This is a genomic window from Pseudomonas sp. B21-048 (genome assembly GCF_024748615.1).
GTDB lineage: Bacteria > Pseudomonadota > Gammaproteobacteria > Pseudomonadales > Pseudomonadaceae > Aquipseudomonas.
Window position 1 is genome coordinate 137,168 of the sequence record NZ_CP087168.1, and the last position, 16,821, is coordinate 153,988.

1 protein-coding gene is annotated in these 16,821 nt (G+C 62.1%); it reads right to left on the bottom strand.

Annotated elements, in window-relative coordinates; genetic code table 11:
* Positions 1-57: 57 nt before the first annotated feature.
* Positions 58-16,716: a LapA family giant adhesin gene (locus tag LOY56_RS00660; RefSeq protein ID WP_408980364.1), complete on the bottom strand. Its 16,659-nt coding sequence runs from the start codon at positions 16,714-16,716 to the stop codon at positions 58-60.
* Positions 16,717-16,821 lie beyond the last annotated feature (105 nt).

A 16,821-nucleotide genomic window follows, 5' to 3' on the forward strand; every position in this document is an offset into this window, starting at 1 on the left:
CGCAAGGTGGCCGCAAACGTGACGGCCGCCCGGTTTGGGCGGCCGTCAGTCTGCTGATCAGCTGTTGTTGTGATCGACTTTAATGGTCGGATCACTGCCGGCAATCAACGAGTTGATGCTGGCGGTGGACCAATTGTTGCCTTCCAGTTTGATCGTCACGTCCGGGGTGGCCGCTGCGGCGTCGGCGCCATTGAACTTGCCGCCAGAGCTGACTTGCAGGGACGAAACACCATCCACCGTGGTGATCTTCAAGAAGTGATCAATAGTGCTGCCGCTTTCGCCCTGCAACAGATCACGCAGATCGATGCGATCGCCTTCGCTGGCCTTGAAGTCCTTGATCACGTCGCTGCCGGTGTCGCCAGCCTTCCAGATGAAGGTGTCGGCACCCGAACCGCCAATCAGAATGTCGTTGCCTTGACCGCCGGTCAGCGAGTCATTGCCGCTGCCGCCGAGCAGGATGTCATTGCCCTTGCCGCCGTCGAGGAGGTCGTTGCCACCCTGGCCGAAGAGAATGTCCTTGCCCGCGCCACCCAGCAGCGTGTCGTTACCGTCGTGGGCGCCAGACACATCGAACGCGGTGTAGTGCTCGGTGATGTACTGGTGCACGTTACTGGTGGTGACTTTGCTGACATCGACGCCGGTCTGCTGGGCCACGAACGCCTGCATGGCCTGATAACCCTCGCCGGAAATGCCATTGAAGCTCACCAGATCGCCGAACAGAATGTCGTTGCCATCACCGCCATTGACCGTGTCGGCACCCGGCATCGTCGCTTCGGTATGGCCGATGACCGAGTTGGTCAGGTCTTTCGGGTCGATGTCGGTTTGTGGCGTTTGATTCGAGTCGTAGGGCTTGAGGTCGCCGAGGGTGATGTCCTTGTTCAGGCCGATGGCTTCGACAGTCGACACACGGCTCAGCAATGTGAAACTGCTGGTGGAGTTGTCGATGGCAGTGGAATCGGTAAAGTTGCCGGTACCATTGCGATAGGACAGTTCGTACGTTCCGTTACCCTCGGCATGGAGGGTACCCAATTCGGTACGCCCCCAGTTGTTTAGAGTCAGCAGCGTGACGTTGCCGGCGCTGTCGATGGTCAGGGAATGAGTGCTGTCCAAGGCTACGGAATAGGTCTGTCCCAACTTGTAGTTGGTGGTGGTGATGACGTCATCGAGCTTCACATTGCCGTACAAGATCGGGTTGGTCTGCTCGCCGCTCTGATAGTAGGTCGGTTTGCCGTCAGTGATGAAGTACGTAAGGTTCTTCGCGCCGGTGTTGGCAATCGCGTCGGCACTCTGGAACCAGTTTGCTGTGGTCTTGAACACGTCCTCGTAGTTGGTGCCTCCGCCGGACGACATCGAATCCAGAACGGATTTGAGCAAGGTCAGCGCGTTTGGATCGTTCAGGTTCACCGACACAGACTTGTTGACCTGGTTATCGAAATCCACCAGGAAGATATTCACCGTCCCGGAGTTGCCACCCATGCTTTGCTTGAGCGTGTTGAACACCGCGGTCAGCGAATCCTTGGCGTCGTTGATCGACGTGCTGCTCATGCTGCCCGAGCTATCGACCATGAACGCGATGTTGTAGTTGGTGCCCGGCACCACGGTCAGCCCGCCGATGTCGGCGATGACGATGTCGTTGCCGTCGGTGCCGGTGATGGTGTCATTGGCGGCCGTGGCGGTGATGGCGTTGTATACCGCCGGGTAAACCGTAACGGGGACCTGTGCGGTACTTGGCGCCGAACCACCCAGCGATTCGGTGGATGTCGAGGTGACGGTCAGGGTGAACTGGCCGTTGTAGTACGGCGGCGGGGTGACGGTCAGCGTGCCGAGGTTCCAGCCGGTGACGTTGGTTTCGCCGTTGGTCGCGCTGGCAGTGAAGGTGTGGCCCGCGCCATCGGTGAGTACCGAGCCCGCCGGTATGCCGCTGATCTTCACGCTCAGGCTTTCGGAGCCGTCGGTGTCGGTCAGTGCCGTTTTGATGGTGGACAAGTGAACGCTGGTGCCTTCGGCGCCTTCGTTGAGTTTGTAGCCGTCGTAGTAGCCTTCGCCATTGGTGCCGTGCAGGTCGGAAACCGTCACACCAGATGCGGCCAGATCCGCCACGCCGGTGTACAGCGGCACGCCGGCGCTACTCAGGTCGATCGCCGCACCGCCGTTGACCGACAGGTTAACGTCATAGCTGCCCTTGTTGTACTGGTTATGGTGGTAGATATCTAGGGTGTAGTAACCGCGGATGGTCGGGGTGAACGAACCGTTCAGGTTGCCGCCCGCCCCCCAAGTGGTGGCGGCCACGTTTTTACCGCCGATGGTCACCAACAGGCTGTCGTCACCGGTACCGCTGAAGGTGTACGTCTTGCCGGCTTCGAGGAAAATCAGGCCGGACGTTTTCGAGGCTGTGCCGGCAGTGACGTTGCCGTTGGACTGCACGTTGGTCACAGTGCTGCTGGAGTTCGGGGTGCCAGCGCCGTCGATGACCGATTTCAGCGTGCTGGAAGACGCGCCGCTGCCATCGGTGCCGAGGCCCGATAGGCCGGTCCAGACTTCCTTGATCAGGCCGGTGGACTTGACGCTGTTGTCCGCGACGCTCAGGGAGGGCGCATCGGCAACCGGCGTGATGTCGATTTTCACCGTGCCGGCGTTGCCCAGCAGTTGACCGTCGGTTGGCTGGAACTTGATCTGCGCGTAGTCCGCCTGTTTGTTGCCCACGCCGGTGCCGCCGTAGCCATCGGCGCCCGATTCGTTGGCATCTGGCGTGAAGCGCAATTTGCCAGCATCGATGTCGGCCTTGCTGAAGGTCTGGTTGGTCGCTACGTCTTTCCAGGTCGAACCGTCTAGGTACTGCAACTTGCCGTCGCCCGGCAGCTGAGTAATTTTTACCCCCAGATTGGCGGACGGGCTGTCGATATCGCTGATGCCGAAGGTCGACCAGCCGAGAGTCAGCGGGGTGTCTTCAGTGCCAGTGACATTAACCGGTGCGGCGGTCGGCGAGTCGTTAACGGCGACCACGTTGACGGTGGTGGTCGCGGTGTTGGAGTAGTTGCTGCCATCGGTCACCGTCACGGTGATGATCCGCGGCACGGTGCTCGGGTCATCACTGCTGTTGGTGAAGCTGATGTTTTTGATCTGCTGCATGTAGTCGGCCAGCGTCGCGTTGCCCGACAAGGTCAGGGTGACCGTGCCGTCCTGGCTGTTGGCATTGATGGTGATGCCATTGACGCTGTTGCCCAGGTTCAGCGCGTCGCCCGGCTGACGGTTGGTCAGCACGATGGTCGCGCCGGTCAGCATCGTGCTGTCCGGGTCGGTGATTTTCAGGTCGGTGTCGCCGATCGAGACGCCCTGGCCGGTGGTGCCTTCAGTGAAGGTCACGTTGTAGTTGGCCCCGGTGGCTCCGCTGGAGTTGTTGGCATCCAGGTCGAGAACCGGCGCAGCATCGTTGTCGATGATCGAGGTGCTGACGCTGCCATTGGAAGCGCTGACCGCGAGGTTTTCGAAGTTACCACCCGTGGCCGAGTCGATCTTGACCACGAAGTTTTCGGTGCCTTCGGTGAGCTTGTCGTCCAGCGTCGCGACGTTGAAGCTCGCGCTGCTGGCGCCAGCCGGGATTTTCACGGTGTATACACCGGTGAAATCCGAACCGTCGGCGGCGGTGCCGCTGTAGACGATTTTCAGCGTCACTTCGGTCTGCGCCGGGTGGGTCAGGCTGACGGTGTAGCTGGCGGTCTGGCCTTCGGTGACCGAGGTACTGCCGCTGATGCTGACTTCGGTTTTGTCGATTGTGTCGGTGACGGTGGTGACTGCCGCTGTGTTGCTGGTGACCAGGTTTTCGAAGTTGCCACCGGTGGCGGTGGAGATGGTCGCCTGGACAGTGCCGGCGTCTTTGTAGACGTCGTCCTTCGGTGCATCGACAGTCACGGTGCCGGTGGTTTTACCGGCGTCGATGGTGATCACGGCACCGTTGCTCAACGTCACGGTCACCGGAGTGCCGGCGGCGTTGGTCAGGGTTGCGGTGTAAGTGATCTGGCTACCTTCGGCGACCGAGTTGGATGCGCTCAGGCTGAGAGTGGTGGTTTCGACGGTGTCGGTCACCGTGGTGCTGACCGGCGTTTTATCCGCCACCAGGTTCTCATAGTTACCGCCGCTGACGCTGCTGATCGAGTTGGTCAGCGGGGTATGACCAGCCAAAGCATCGTTCGGCGCCGCGGTGGTCACGGTACCGGTGGTTTTACCAACTTCGATAGTGATCGTCTGGCCGTTGGCCAAGGACACGGTGACCGGGCTGCCAGTCACGGGTGCACCGACAGTCGCGGTGTAGGTGACGGTGCCGCCTTCAGCTGCCGAAGCGGTGGCGTTCAGGGTGACGGTCGAGGTGTCGATGGTGTCGGTGATGCTGGTGACCGCGGGAGCCGTGCTTGGCACCAGGTTTTCGAAGTTACCGCCGGTGGCGTCTTTGATGGTTGCTTCGACGGTACCGGCGTCTTTGTAGACGTCGTCCTTCGGCGCATCGACGGTCACGGAACCAGTGGTTTTGCCCGCATCGATGGTGATCACTGCGCCGTTCGACAACGTCACGGTCACTGGTGTGCCGGCGGCGTTGGTCAAGGTCGCGGTGTAAACGATGGAACCGCCTTCAGCGACCGAGTCGGTTGCGCTCAGGCTGAGAGTGGTGGTGCTCGCGGTATCAGTTACCGAGGTGTCGGCCGACTTGCCGTCGACGTCCAGTTTTTCGTAGTTGCCGCCTTTGGCGTCGTTGATTTTTACGCTCAATGAACCACCGCCGGCCAGGGCATCGTTCGGCGCGGTGAAGTTGACGCTGGCGCTGCTCGAGCCGACCGGGATGGTAATGGTCTGGCCATTGGACAGGGTGACAACCACTGGCGAACCGGTGACCGGTGCGCTCACTGATGCGGTGTAAACCACGGTGCCGCCTTCAGCCACAGTGCTGGTCGCAGTGAGGTTCACGGTCGAAGTGTCGATGGTATCGGTGACGTTGGTGATCGCCGCCGCCGGGTTGGTCGCCAGATTTTCGAAGTTACCACCGCTCGCGTCTTTGATGGTCGCTTCGACGGTGCCGGCGTCTTTGTAGACGTCGTCTTTTGGTGCGTCGACAGTTACGGAGCCAGTGGTTTTGCCCGCTTCGATGGTGATCACGGCGCCGTTCGACAAGGTCACGGTGACCGGTGTGCCGGCGGCATTGGTCAAGGTCGCGGTATAAACAATCGACCCACCTTCAGCGACCGAGTCAGTAGCGCTCAGGCTGAGAGTGGTGGTGCTCGCGGTATCAGTCACCGAGGTGTCGGCCGACTTGCCGTCGACGTCCAGCTTCTCGTAGTTGCCGCCCGTAGCGCTGTTGATCTTGACGCTCAATGAACCGCCACCGGCCAGTGCATCGTTCGGCGCGGTGAAATTCACGCTGGCGCTGCTCGAGCCGACCGGGATGGTGATGGTCTGGCCGTTGGACAGGGTCACGACCACTGGCGAACCGGTGACCGGCGCGGACACGGACGCGGTGTAAACCACGGTGCCGCCTTCAGCCACAGTGCTGGTCGCAGTGAGGTTCACGATCGAAGTGTCGATGGTGTCAGTCACGTCGGTAATCGCAGCCGCCGGGTTGGTGGCCAGATTTTCGAAGTTGCCACCGGTGGCGGTGGAGATGGTTGCCTGGACGGTGCCGGCGTCCTTGTAGACGTCGTCCTTCGGCGCATCGACGGTCACGGAGCCGGTGGTTTTGCCGGCGGCGATGGTGATCACGGCGCCGTTGCTCAGCGTGACGGTCACTGGTGTGCCGGCGGCATTGGTCAAGGTCGCGGTATAAACAATCGACCCACCTTCAGCGACCGAGTCAGTAGCGCTCAGGCTGAGAGTGGTGGTGCTCGCGGTATCAGTCACCGAGGTGTCGGCCGACTTGCCGTTAACGTCCAGTTTTTCGTAGTTGCCGCCCGTTGCGCCGTCAATCTTGACGCTCAGGGAGGTGCCTCCGGCCAGGGCATCGTTCGGTGCAGTAAAGTTGACGCTGGCGCTGCTCGAACCGACCGGAATGGTGATGGTCTGGCCGTTGGACAGGGTGACAACCACTGGCGAACCGGTGACCGGCGCTGACACGGACGCCGTGTAAACCACGGTGCCGCCTTCAGCCACAGTGCTGGTCGCAGTGAGGTTCACGGTCGAAGTGTCGATGGTGTCGGTGACGTCGGTAATCGCAGCCGCCGGGTTGGTGGCCAGATTTTCGAAGTTGCCACCGGTGGCGGTGGAGATGGTTGCCTGGACGGTGCCGGCGTCCTTGTAGACGTCGTCCTTCGGCGCATCGACGGTCACGGAGCCGGTGGTGGCACCGGCGGCGATGGTGATCACGGCACCGTTGCTCAACGTCACGGTCACTGGCGTGCCGGCGGCGTTGGTCAAGGTCGCGGTGTAAACGATCGAACCGCCTTCAGCGACCGAGTCAGTAGCGCTCAGGCTGAGAGTGGTGGTGTCCGCAGTGTCAGTCACCAAGGTGTCGGCTGGCTTGCCGTCGACGTCCAGCTTCTCGTAATTACCGCCCGTTGCGCCGTCAATCTTGACGCTCAGGGAGCTGCCGCCCGCCAAGGGGCTGTTTGGCGCGACAAAGTTCACGCTGCCAGTAGTTTCGCCGACCGGGATGGTGATGGTTTGGCCGTTGGAAAGAGTGACGACCACTGGCGAACCGGTGACTGGCGCAGAGACCGAAGCGGTGTAAACCACGGTGCCGCCTTCGGCGACGCTCGAAGTGGCAGTCAGCGAAACGGTGCTGGTGTCGATGGTGTCATTGACGGTGGTCACCGCCGGGGTGTCGCTGGCGACCAGCTTCTCGAAGTTACCGCCGGTCGTACCTGTGATCGTCGCTTCGACGGTGCCGGCGTCCTTGTAGACGTCGTCCTTCGGTGCATCGACGGTCACAGTGCCGGTGGTTTTGCCCGCTTCGATGGTGATGACGGCGCCGTTCGACAGGGTCACGGTGACCGGTGTGCCGGCCGCGTTGGTCAGGGTCGCGGTGTAGGTGATCTGGCAGCCTTCATCCACGGCATCGGTCGCGGTCAGCGACAGGTGGGTGGTGTCCTGGGTATCGGTCACCGAGGTGTCCGCCGACTTGCCGTCGACGTCCAGTTTTTCGTAGTTGCCGCCTTTGGCGTCGTTGATTTTGACGCTCAGTGAACCACCGCCGGCCAGCGCATCATTTGGCGCAGTGAAATTCACGCTGGCGCTGCTCGAGCCGACCGGAATGGTGATGGTCTGGCCGTTGGACAGGGTCACGACCACTGGCGAACCGGTGACCGGTGCGCTGACGGATGCGGTGTAAACCACCGTGCCGCCTTCAGCCACAGTGCTGGTCGCAGTGAGGTTCACGGTCGAAGTGTCGATGGTGTCAGTCACGTCGGTGACCGCAGCCGCCGGGTTGGTGGCCAGCTTCTCGAAGTTGCCGCCGGTGGCGGTGGAGATGGTTGCCTGGACGGTGCCGGCGTCCTTGTAGACGTCGTCCTTCGGCGCATCGACGGTCACGGAGCCGGTGGTGGCACCGGCGGCGATGGTGATTACGGCGCCGTTCGACAAGGTCACGGTCACCGGGGTGCCGGCCGCATTGGTCAGGGTCGCGGTGTAAACGATGGAACCACCTTCAGCGACCGAGTCAGTAGCGCTCAGGCTGAGAGTGGTGGTGCTCGCGGTATCAGTTACCGAGGTGTCGGCTGACTTGCCGTCGACGTCCAGTTTTTCGTAGTTGCCACCTTTGGCGTCGTTGATTTTGACGCTCAGGGAGCTGCCGCCAGCCAGGGCATCGTTCGGCGCAGTGAAGTTGACACTGGCGCTGCTCGAACCGACCGGGATGGTGATGGTCTGGCCATTGGACAGGGTGACAACCACTGGCGAACCGGTGACCGGTGCGCTCACTGATGCGGTGTAAACCACGGTGCCGCCTTCAGCCACAGTGCTGGTCGCAGTGAGGTTCACGGTCGAAGTGTCGATGGTATCGGTGACGTTGGTGATCGCCGCCGCCGGGTTGGTCGCCAGATTTTCGAAGTTACCACCGCTCGCGTCTTTGATGGTCGCTTCGACGGTGCCGGCGTCCTTGTAGACGTCGTCCTTCGGTGCATCGACGGTCACGCTGCCGGTGGTGGCACCGGCGGCGATGGTGATCACGGCGCCGTTGCTCAATGTCACGGTCACTGGTGTGCCGGCGGCGTTGGTCAGGGTGGCGGTGTAAACGATGGAACCGCCTTCAGCGACCGAGTCAGTAGCGCTCAGGCTGAGAGTGGTGGTGCTCGCGGTATCGGTCACTGAGGTGTCGGCCGACTTGCCGTTAACGTCCAGTTTTTCGTAGTTGCCGCCCGTTGCGCCGTCAATCTTGACGCTCAATGAACCACCGCCGGCCAGGGCATCGTTCGGCGCGGTGAAGTTGACGCTGGCGCTGCTCGAACCGACCGGAATGGTGATGGTCTGGCCGTTGGACAGGGTCACAACCACTGGCGAGTCGGTGACCGGTGCGCTGACGGACGCGGTGTAAACCACGGTGCCGCCTTCAGCCACAGTGCTGGTCGCAGTGAGGTTCACGGTCGAAGTGTCGATGGTGTCAGTCACATCGGTGACTGCCGCCGCCGGGTTGGTGGCCAGCTTCTCGAAATTGCCGCCAGTCGCATCTTTGATCGTGGCTTCGACGGTGCCGGCGTCTTTGTAGACGTCATCTTTCGGTGCGTCGACGGTCACGCTGCCGGTGGTGGCACCGGCGGCAATGGTGATCACGGCGCCATTCGACAAGGTCACGGTGACTGGTGTGCCGGCGGCGTTGGTCAAGGTCGCGGTGTAAACGATGGAGCCGCCTTCAGCGACCGAGTCGGTTGCGCTCAGGCTGAGAGTGGTGGTGCTCGCGGTATCGGTCACTGAGGTGTCGGCCGACTTGCCGTTAACGTCCAGTTTTTCGTAGTTGCCGCCTTTGGCGTCATCGATTTTGACGCTCAATGAACCACCGCCGGCCAGGGCATCGTTCGGCGCAGTGAAGTTGACGCTGGCGCTGCTCGAACCGACCGGAATGGTGATGGTCTGGCCGTTGGACAGGCTGACAACCACTGGCGAGCCGGTGACCGGCGCTGACACGGACGCCGTGTAAACCACCGTGCCGCCTTCAGCCACAGTGCTGGTCGCAGTGAGGTTCACGGTCGAAGTGTCGATGGTATCGGTGACGTTGGTCACCGCCGGGGTGTCGCTGGCGACCAGCTTCTCGAAGTTACCGCCGGTGGCGGTGGAGATGGTTGCCTGGACGGTGCCGGCGTCTTTGTAGACGTCATCTTTTGGCGCATCGACAGTCACGGAACCGGTGGTTTTGCCCGCTTCGATGGTGATCACGGCACCGTTCGACAACGTCACGGTCACTGGCGTGCCGGCGGCATTGGTCAAGGTCGCGGTATAAACAATCGAACCACCTTCAGCGACCGAGTCGGTTGCGCTCAGGCTGAGAGTGGTGCTGCTCGCGGTATCAGTTACCGAGGTGTCGGCCGACTTGCCGTTAACGTCCAGTTTTTCGTAGTTGCCGCCCGTTGCGCCGTCAATCTTGACGCTCAGGGAGGTGCCTCCGGCCAGGGCATCGTTCGGTGCAGTAAAGTTGACGCTGGCGCTGCTCGAACCGACCGGAATGGTGATGGTCTGGCCGTTGGACAGGGTCACGACTACTGGCGAACCGGTGACCGGTGCGCTGACGGATGCGGTGTAAACCACCGTGCCGCCTTCAGCCACAGTGCTGGTCGCAGTGAGGTTCACGGTCGAAGTGTCGATGGTGTCAGTCACGTCGGTGACCGCAGCCGCCGGGTTGGTGGCCAGCTTCTCGAAGTTGCCGCCGGTGGCGTCCTTGATGGTTGCTTCGACGGTACCGGCGTCTTTGTAGACGTCGTCCTTCGGTGCGTCGACGGTCACGGAACCAGTGGTTTTGCCCGCATCGATGGTGATCACTGCGCCGTTCGACAACGTCACGGTCACTGGTGTGCCGGCGGCGTTGGTCAAGGTCGCGGTATAAACAATCGAACCACCTTCAGCGACCGAGTCAGTAGCGCTCAGGCTGAGAGTGGTGGTGCTCGCGGTATCAGTTACCGAGGTGTCGGCCGACTTGCCGTCGACGTCCAGTTTTTCGTAATTGCCGCCTTTGGCGTCATCGATTTTGACGCTCAATGAACCACCGCCGGCCAGGGCATCGTTCGGCGCGGTGAAGTTGACGCTGGCGCTGCTCGAGCCGACCGGGATGGTGATGATCTGACCGTTGGACAGTGTGACAACCACTGGCGAGCCGGTGACCGGCGCTGACACGGACGCCGTGTAAACCACCATGCCGCCTTCAGCCACAGTGCTGGTCGCAGTGAGGTTCACGGTCGAAGTGTCGATGGTATCGGTGACGTTGGTCACCGCCGGGGTGTCGCTGGCGACCAGCTTCTCGAAGTTGCCACCGCTCGCATCTTTGATGGTCGCTTCGACGGTACCGGCGTCTTTGTAGACGTCGTCCTTCGGTGCATCGACGGTCACGCTGCCGGTGGTGGCACCGGCGGCGATGGTGATCACGGCACCGTTGCTCAACGTCACGGTCACTGGTGTGCCGGCCGCGTTGGTCAGGGTCGCGGTGTAAACGATGGAACCGCCTTCGGCCACGCAGTCAGTAGCGCTCAGGCTGAGAGTGGTGGTGTCCGCAGTGTCAGTCACCGAGGTGTCGGCCGACTTGCCGTCGACGTCCAGTTTTTCGTAGTTGCCGCCCGTTGCGCCGTCAATCTTGACGCTCAGGGAGGTGCCTCCGGCCAGGGCATCGTTCGGCGCGGTGAAGTTGACGCTGGCGCTGCTCGAGCCGACCGGGATGGTAATGGTCTGGCCATTGGACAGGGTGACAACCACTGGCGAACCGGTGACCGGCGCCGACACCGAAGCGGTGTAAACCACGGTACCGCCTTCAGCCACAGTGCTGGTCGCAGTGAGGTTCACGGTCGAAGTGTCGATGGTATCAGTCACGTCGGTAATCGCGGCCGCCGGGTTGGTGGCCAGCTTCTCGAAGTTGCCGCCGGTGGCGTCCTTGATGGTTGCTTCGACGGTACCGGCGTCTTTGTAGACGTCGTCCTTCGGTGCGTCGACGGTCACGGAACCAGTGGTTTTGCCCGCATCGATGGTGATCACTGCGCCGTTCGACAACGTCACGGTCACTGGTGTGCCGGCGGCGTTGGTCAAGGTCGCGGTATAAACAATCGAACCACCTTCAGCGACCGAGTCAGTAGCGCTCAGGCTGAGAGTGGTGGTGCTCGCGGTATCAGTTACCGAGGTGTCGGCCGACTTGCCGTCGACGTCCAGTTTTTCGTAATTGCCGCCTTTGGCGTCATCGATTTTGACGCTCAATGAACCACCGCCGGCCAGGGCATCGTTCGGCGCGGTGAAGTTGACGCTGGCGCTGCTCGAGCCGACCGGGATGGTGATGATCTGACCGTTGGACAGTGTGACAACCACTGGCGAGCCGGTGACCGGCGCTGACACGGACGCCGTGTAAACCACCATGCCGCCTTCAGCCACAGTGCTGGTCGCAGTGAGGTTCACGGTCGAAGTGTCGATGGTATCGGTGACGTTGGTCACCGCCGGGGTGTCGCTGGCGACCAGCTTCTCGAAGTTGCCACCGCTCGCATCTTTGATGGTCGCTTCGACGGTACCGGCGTCTTTGTAGACGTCGTCCTTCGGTGCATCGACGGTCACGCTGCCGGTGGTGGCACCGGCGGCGATGGTGAACACGGCGCCGTTGCTCAACGTCACGGTCACTGGTGTGCCGGCCGCGTTGGTCAGGGTCGCGGTGTAAACGATGAAACCACCTTCAGCGACCGAGTCAGTAGCGCTCAGGCTGAGAGTGGTGGTGCTCGCGGTATCGGTCACCGAGGTGTCGGCCGGCTTGCCGTCGACGTCCAGCTTCTCGTAGTTGCCACCCTTGGCGTCGTTGATTTTGACGCTCAGCGAACTGCCGCCGGCCAACGCATCGTTCGGCGCGGTGAAGTTCACGCTGGCGCTGCTCGAGCCAACCGGGATGGTAATGGTCTGGCCATTGGACAGGGTGACGACCACTGGCGAACCGGTGACCGGTGCGCTAACGGACGCGGTGTAAACCACCGTGCCGCCTTCAGCCACAGTGCTGGTCGCAGTGAGGTTCACGGTCGAAGTGTCGATAGTGTCAGTCACCTCGGTAATCGCAGCCGCCGGGTTGGTGGCCAGATTTTCGAAGTTGCCGCCGGTGGCGGTGGAAATGGTTGCCTGGACGGTGCCGGCGTCTTTGTAGACGTCGTCTTTTGGCGCATCGACGGTCACGGAACCGGTAGTCGCACCGGTGGCAATGGTGATGACGGCGCCATTGCTCAACGTTACGGTCACTGGCGTGCCGGCGGCGTTGGTCAAGGTCGCGGTGTAAACGATGGAACCGCCTTCAGCGACCGAGTCGGTAGCGTTCAGGCTGAGAGTGGTGGTGCTCGCGGTATCAGTCACCGAGGTGTCGGCCGGCTTGCCGTCGACGTCCAGCTTCTCGTAGTTGCCACCCTTGGCGTCGTTGATTTTGACGCTCAAGGAACCGCCACCGGCCAGGGCATCGTTCGGCGCGGTGAAATTGACGCTGGCGCTGCTCGAGCCGACCGGAATGGTGATGGTCTGACCGTTGGACAGGGTGACAATCACTGGCGAACCGGTGACCGGCGCCGACACGGACGCCGTATAAACCACGGTGCCGCCTTCGGCGACGCTCGAAGTGGCACTCAGCGAAACGGTGCTGGTGTCGATGGTGTCGTTGACGGTGGTGACCGCGGGAGCCGTGCTTGGCACCAGGTTTTCGAAGTTGCCGCCGGTGGCGGTGGAGATGGTTGCCTGGACGGTGCCGGCGTCTTTGTAGACGTCGTCTTTTGGTGCATCGACAGTCACGGAGCCGGTGGTTTTACCCGCTTCGATGGTGATGACGGCGCCGTTGCTCAGCGTCACGGTCACTGGTGTGCCAGCGGCGTTGGTCAGGGTTGCGGTGTAAGTGATCTGGCCGCCTTCATCCACGGTGCCGGTCGCGGTCAGCGACAGGTGGGTGGTGTCCTGGGTATCGGTCACCGAGGTATTCGCCGACTTGCCGTCGACTTCCAGTTTCTCGTAATTGCCGCCCTTGGCGTCGTTGATTTTGACGCTCAGCGAACTACCGCCGGCCAACGCATCGTTCGGCGCGGTGAAGTTCACGCTGGCGCTGCTCGAGCCAACCGGGATGGTGATGGTCTGGCCGTTGGACAGGGTGACAACCACTGGTGAGCCGGTAACCGGTGCGCTGACGGACGCGGTGTAAACCACAGTGCCGCCTTCGGCGACGCTCACAGTGGCAGTCAGCGAAACGGTGCTGGTGTCGATGGTGTCAGTCACGTCGGTGACCGCAGCCGCCGGGTTGGTGACCAGATTTTCGAAGCTGCCGCCGGTGGCGGTGGAGATGGTTGCCTGGACGGTGCCGGCGTCTTTGTAGACGTCGTCCTTCGGCGCATCGACGGTCACGGAGCCGGTGGTGGCACCGGCGGCGATGGTAATCACGGCGCCGTTCGACAAGGTCACGGTCACTGGTGTGCCGGCGGCATTGGTCAAGGTCGCGGTATAAACAATCGAACCGCCTTCAGCGACCGAGTCGGTTGCGCTCAAGCTGAGAGTGGTGGTGCTCGCGGTATCGGTCACTGAGGTGTCCGCCGACTTGCCGTCAACGTCCAGTTTTTCGTAGTTACCACCTTTGGCGTCGTTGATTTTGACGCTCAGGGAGCTGCCGCCGGCCAGGGCATCGTTCGGCGCAGTGAAGTTGACGCTGGCGCTGCTCGAGCCGACCGGGATGGTGATGATCTGACCGTTGGACAGGGTGACGACCACTGGCGAGCCGGTGACCGGAGCTGACACGGACGCCGTGTAAACCACGGTGCCGCCTTCAGCCACAGTGCTGGTCGCAGTGAGGTTCACGGTCGAAGTGTCAATGGTATCGGTGACGTCGGTGATCGCAGCCGCCGGGTTGGTGACCAGGTTCTCGAAGTTGCCGCCCGCGGCATTCTTGATGGTTGCTTCGACGGTACCGGCGTCTTTGTAGACGTCATCCTTCGGTGCATCGACGGTCACGCTGCCGGTAGTCGCACCGGCGGCAATGGTGATCACGGCGCCATTGCTCAGCGTGACGGTGACTGGTGTGCCGGCGGCGTTGGTCAAGGTCGCGGTGTAAACGATGGAGCCGCCTTCAGCGACGGAGTCGGTTGCGCTCAGGCTGAGAGTGGTGGTGCTCGCGGTATCAGTTACCGAGGTGTCGGCCGACTTGCCGTCGACGTCCAGCTTTTCGTAGTTACCGCCTTTGGCGTCGTTGATTTTGACGCTCAGCGAGCCGCCACCGGCCAGGGCATCGTTCGGCGCAGTGAAGTTCACGCTGGCGCTGTTCGAACCGACCGGGATGGTGATGGTCTGGCCGTTGGACAGGGTCACAACCACCGGCGAACCGGTGACCGGCGCGCTGACGGAGGCGGTGTAAACCACGGTGCCGCCTTCAGCGACGCTCGAAGTGGCACTCAGCGAGACGGTGCTGGTGTCGATGGTGTCGTTGACGGTGGTCACCGCCGGGGTATCGCTGGTGACCAGCTTCTCGAAGTTGCCGCCGGTCGCATCTTTAATGGTCGCTTCGACGGTACCGGCGTCTTTATAAACATCATCGGCAGGCGCATCGACGCTCACGCTGCCGGTGGTTTTACCCGCTTCGATGGTGATGACGGCACCGTTCGACAAGGTCACGGTCATCGGTGTGCCGGCCGGGTTGGTCAGGGTCGCGGTGTAGGTGATCTGGCCGCCTTCGACGACGCTGCCGGTGGCACTGAGGCTCAGGCAGGTGTCGTCGACCGAATCGGTAATGGTAGTGAGTGCCGGTTCGGTGCTCGGATTCAGTTGCTCGAAATTGCCGCCGGTGGTGCCGGTGATCGTGGTGCTGACGGTGCTGCCGTTGTTGTAGACGTCGTTGGCCGCGGTGTCGACAGTCACGCTGCCGGTGGTCTTGCCCGCTTCGATGGTAATGACCGAGCCGTTGCTCAAGGTCACGGTCATCGGTGTGCCGGCCGGGTTGGTCAGGGTCGCGGTGTAGGTGATCTGGCCGCCTTCGACGACGGTGCCGGTGGCACTGAGGCTCAGGCAGGTGTCGTCGACCGAATCGGTAATGGTAGTGAGTGCCGGTTCGGTGCTCGGGTTCAGTTGCTCGAAATTGCCGCCGGTGGTGCCGGTGATCGTGGTGCTGACGGTGCTGCCGTTGTTGTAGACGTCGTTGGCCGCGGTGTCGACAGTCACGCTGCCGGTGGTCTTGCCCGCTTCGATGGTAATGACCGAGCCGTTGCTCAAGGTCACGGTCATCGGTGTGCCGGCCGGGTTGGTCAGGGTCGCGGTGTAGGTGATCTGGCCGCCTTCGACGACGCTGCCGGTGGCACTGAGGCTCAGGCAGGTGTCGTCGACCGAATCGGTAATGGTAGTGAGTGCCGGTTCGGTGCTCGGGTTCAGTTGCTCGAAATTGCCGCCGGTGGTGCCGGTGATCGTGGTGCTGACGGTGCTGCCGTTGTTGTAGACGTCGTTGGCCGCGGTGTCGACAGTCACGCTGCCGGTGGTCTTGCCCGCTTCGATGGTAATGACCGAGCCGTTGCTCAAGGTGACGGTCATCGGTGTGCCGGCCGGGTTGGTCAGGGTCGCGGTGTAGGTGATCTGGCCACCTTCGACGACGGTGCCGGTGGCACTGAGGCTCAGGCAGGTGTCGTCGACCGAATCGGTAATGGTAGTGAGTGCCGGTTCGGTGCTCGGGTTCAGTTGCTCGAAATTGCCGCCGGTGGTGCCGGTGATCGTGGTGCTGACGGTGCTGCCGTTGTTGTAGACGTCGTTGGCCGCGGTGTCGACAGTCACGCTGCCGGTGGTCTTGCCCGCTTCGATGGTAATGACCGAGCCGTTGCTCAAGGTGACGGTCATCGGTGTGCCGGCCGGGTTGGTCAGGGTCGCGGTGTAGGTGATCTGGCCACCTTCGACGACGGTGCCGGTGGCACTGAGGCTCAGGCAGGTGTCGTCGACCGAATCGGTAATGGTAGTGAGTGCCGGTTCGGTGCTCGGGTTCAGTTGCTCGAAATTGCCGCCGGTGGTGCCGGTGATCGTGGTGCTGACGGTGCTGCCGTTGTTGTAGACGTCGTTGGCCGCGGTGTCGACAGTCACGCTGCCGGTGGTCTTGCCCGCTTCGATGGTAATGACCGAGCCGTTGCTCAAGGTGACGGTCATCGGTGTGCCGGCCGGGTTGGTCAGGGTCGCGGTGTAGGTGATCTGGCCACCTTCGACGACGGTGCCGGTGGCACTGAGGCTCAGGCAGGTGTCGTCGACCGAATCGGTAATGGTAGTGAGTGCCGGTTCGGTGCTCGGGTTCAGTTGCTCGAAATTGCCGCCGGTGGTGCCGGTGATCGTGGTGCTGACGGTGCTGCCGTTGTTGTAGACGTCGTTGGCCGCGGTGTCGACAGTCACGCTGCCGGTGGTCTTGCCCGCTTCGATGGTAATGACCGAGCCGTTGCTCAAGGTGACGGTCATCGGTGTGCCGGCCGGGTTGGTCAGGGTCGCGGTGTAGGTGATCTGGCCACCTTCGACGACGGTGCTGGTGGCACTGAGGCTCAGGCAGGTGTCGTCGACCGAATCGGTAATGGTAGTGAGTGCCGGTTCGGTGCTCGGGTTCAGTTGCTCGAAATTGCCGCCGGTGGTGCCGGTGATCGTGGTGCTGACGGTGCTGCCGTTGTTGTAGACGTCGTTGGCCGCGGTGTCGACAGCTCACGGAACCGGTGG